The sequence below is a fragment of the Pseudomonas sp. C32 genome (assembly GCF_030417915.1).
Taxonomy (GTDB): Bacteria; Pseudomonadota; Gammaproteobacteria; order Pseudomonadales; family Pseudomonadaceae; genus Aquipseudomonas.
Genome location: NZ_JAUHUK010000048.1, coordinates 1 through 3,105, shown reverse-complemented (window position 1 = coordinate 3,105; position 3,105 = coordinate 1). Strand labels below are relative to the sequence as shown.

Here is a 3,105-nt window from a genome sequence, read left to right as displayed (position 1 = left end):
CAAATTGCTTGGGTGTTATATGGTCAAGCCTCACGGGCAATTAGTATTGGTTAGCTCAACGCCTCACAGCGCTTACACACCCAACCTATCAACGTCGTAGTCTTCGACGGCCCTTCAGGGGACTCAAGGTCCCAGTGAGATCTCATCTTGAGGCTAGTTTCCCGCTTAGATGCTTTCAGCGGTTATCTATTCCGAACATAGCTACCCGGCAATGCCACTGGCGTGACAACCGGAACACCAGAGGTTCGTCCACTCCGGTCCTCTCGTACTAGGAGCAGCCCCTCTCAAATCTCAAACGTCCACGGCAGATAGGGACCGAACTGTCTCACGACGTTCTAAACCCAGCTCGCGTACCACTTTAAATGGCGAACAGCCATACCCTTGGGACCGGCTTCAGCCCCAGGATGTGATGAGCCGACATCGAGGTGCCAAACACCGCCGTCGATATGAACTCTTGGGCGGTATCAGCCTGTTATCCCCGGAGTACCTTTTATCCGTTGAGCGATGGCCCTTCCATACAGAACCACCGGATCACTAAGACCTACTTTCGTACCTGCTCGACGTGTCTGTCTCGCAGTCAAGCGCGCTTTTGCCTTTATACTCTACGACCGATTTCCGACCGGTCTGAGCGCACCTTCGTACTCCTCCGTTACTCTTTAGGAGGAGACCGCCCCAGTCAAACTACCCACCATACACTGTCCTCGATCCGGATAACGGACCTGAGTTAGAACCTCAAAGTTGCCAGGGTGGTATTTCAAGGTTGGCTCCACGCGAACTGGCGTCCACGCTTCAAAGCCTCCCACCTATCCTACACAAGCAAATTCAAAGTCCAGTGCAAAGCTATAGTAAAGGTTCACGGGGTCTTTCCGTCTAGCCGCGGATACACTGCATCTTCACAGCGATTTCAATTTCACTGAGTCTCGGGTGGAGACAGCGCCGCCATCGTTACGCCATTCGTGCAGGTCGGAACTTACCCGACAAGGAATTTCGCTACCTTAGGACCGTTATAGTTACGGCCGCCGTTTACCGGGGCTTCGATCAAGAGCTTCGCGTTAGCTAACCCCATCAATTAACCTTCCGGCACCGGGCAGGCGTCACACCCTATACGTCCACTTTCGTGTTTGCAGAGTGCTGTGTTTTTAATAAACAGTCGCAGCGGCCTGGTATCTTCGACCGGCGTGGGCTTACGGAGCAAGTCCTTCACCCTCACCGGCGCACCTTCTCCCGAAGTTACGGTGCCATTTTGCCTAGTTCCTTCACCCGAGTTCTCTCAAGCGCCTTGGTATTCTCTACCCAACCACCTGTGTCGGTTTGGGGTACGGTTCCTGGTTACCTGAAGCTTAGAAGCTTTTCTTGGAAGCATGGCATCAACCACTTCGTGTTCTAAAAGAACACTCGTCATCAGCTCTCGGCCTTAGAATCCCGGATTTACCTAAGATTCCAGCCTACCACCTTAAACTTGGACAACCAACGCCAAGCTGGCCTAGCCTTCTCCGTCCCTCCATCGCAATAACCAGAAGTACAGGAATATTAACCTGTTTTCCATCGACTACGCTTTTCAGCCTCGCCTTAGGGACCGACTAACCCTGCGTCGATTAACGTTGCGCAGGAAACCTTGGTCTTTCGGCGTGGGTGTTTTTCACACCCATTGTCGTTACTCATGTCAGCATTCGCACTTCTGATACCTCCAGCAAGCTTCTCAACTCACCTTCACAGGCTTACAGAACGCTCCTCTACCGCATCACCTAAGTGATACCCGTAGCTTCGGTGTATGGTTTGAGCCCCGTTACATCTTCCGCGCAGGCCGACTCGACTAGTGAGCTATTACGCTTTCTTTAAAGGGTGGCTGCTTCTAAGCCAACCTCCTAGCTGTCTAAGCCTTCCCACATCGTTTCCCACTTAACCATAACTTTGGGACCTTAGCTGACGGTCTGGGTTGTTTCCCTTTTCACGACGGACGTTAGCACCCGCCGTGTGTCTCCCATGCTCGGCACTTGTAGGTATTCGGAGTTTGCATCGGTTTGGTAAGTCGGGATGACCCCCTAGCCGAAACAGTGCTCTACCCCCTACAGTGATACATGAGGCGCTACCTAAATAGCTTTCGAGGAGAACCAGCTATCTCCGAGCTTGATTAGCCTTTCACTCCGATCCACAGGTCATCCGCTAACTTTTCAACGGTAGTCGGTTCGGTCCTCCAGTTAGTGTTACCCAACCTTCAACCTGCCCATGGATAGATCGCCCGGTTTCGGGTCTATTCCCAGCGACTAGACGCCCTATTAAGACTCGCTTTCGCTACGCCTCCCCTATTCGGTTAAGCTCGCCACTGAAAATAAGTCGCTGACCCATTATACAAAAGGTACGCAGTCACCCAACAAAGTGGGCTCCCACTGCTTGTACGCATACGGTTTCAGGATCTATTTCACTCCCCTCTCCGGGGTTCTTTTCGCCTTTCCCTCACGGTACTAGTTCACTATCGGTCAGTCAGTAGTATTTAGCCTTGGAGGATGGTCCCCCCATATTCAGACAAAGTTTCTCGTGCTCCGTCCTACTCGATTTCATGACTAAGAGATTTTCGCGTACAGGGCTATCACCCACTATGGCCGCACTTTCCAGAGCGTTCCGCTAATCTCAAAGCCACTTAAGGGCTGGTCCCCGTTCGCTCGCCACTACTAAGGGAATCTCGGTTGATTTCTTTTCCTCAGGGTACTTAGATGTTTCAGTTCCCCTGGTTCGCCTCTTGCACCTATGTATTCAGTACAAGATAACCATCTTATGATGGCTGGGTTCCCCCATTCAGACATCTCCGGATCAAAGTCTGTTTGCCGACTCCCCGAAGCTTTTCGCAGGCTACCACGTCTTTCATCGCCTCTGACTGCCAAGGCATCCACCGTATGCGCTTCTTCACTTGACCATATAACCCCAAGCAATCTGGTTATACTGTGAAGACGACATTCGCCGAAAATTCGATTGAGCTCCTAAGAGCAACTCACAAATTTTACCTTAGCCTGATCCGTTACCAGTGAAAGTAACGTTCAGTCTATCTTTCTATCACATACCCAAATTTTTAAAGAACGAACTAGTCAAAGACTAGAAATCAACATTCAC

The 3,105-nt window shown here is 51.1% G+C and carries 1 rRNA gene; it reads right to left on the bottom strand.

The features are described from left to right. Positions 1 to 19: 19 nt before the first annotated feature. Positions 20 to 2,911 (bottom strand): 23S ribosomal RNA (locus tag QYH43_RS26845). Positions 2,912 to 3,105 lie beyond the last annotated feature (194 nt).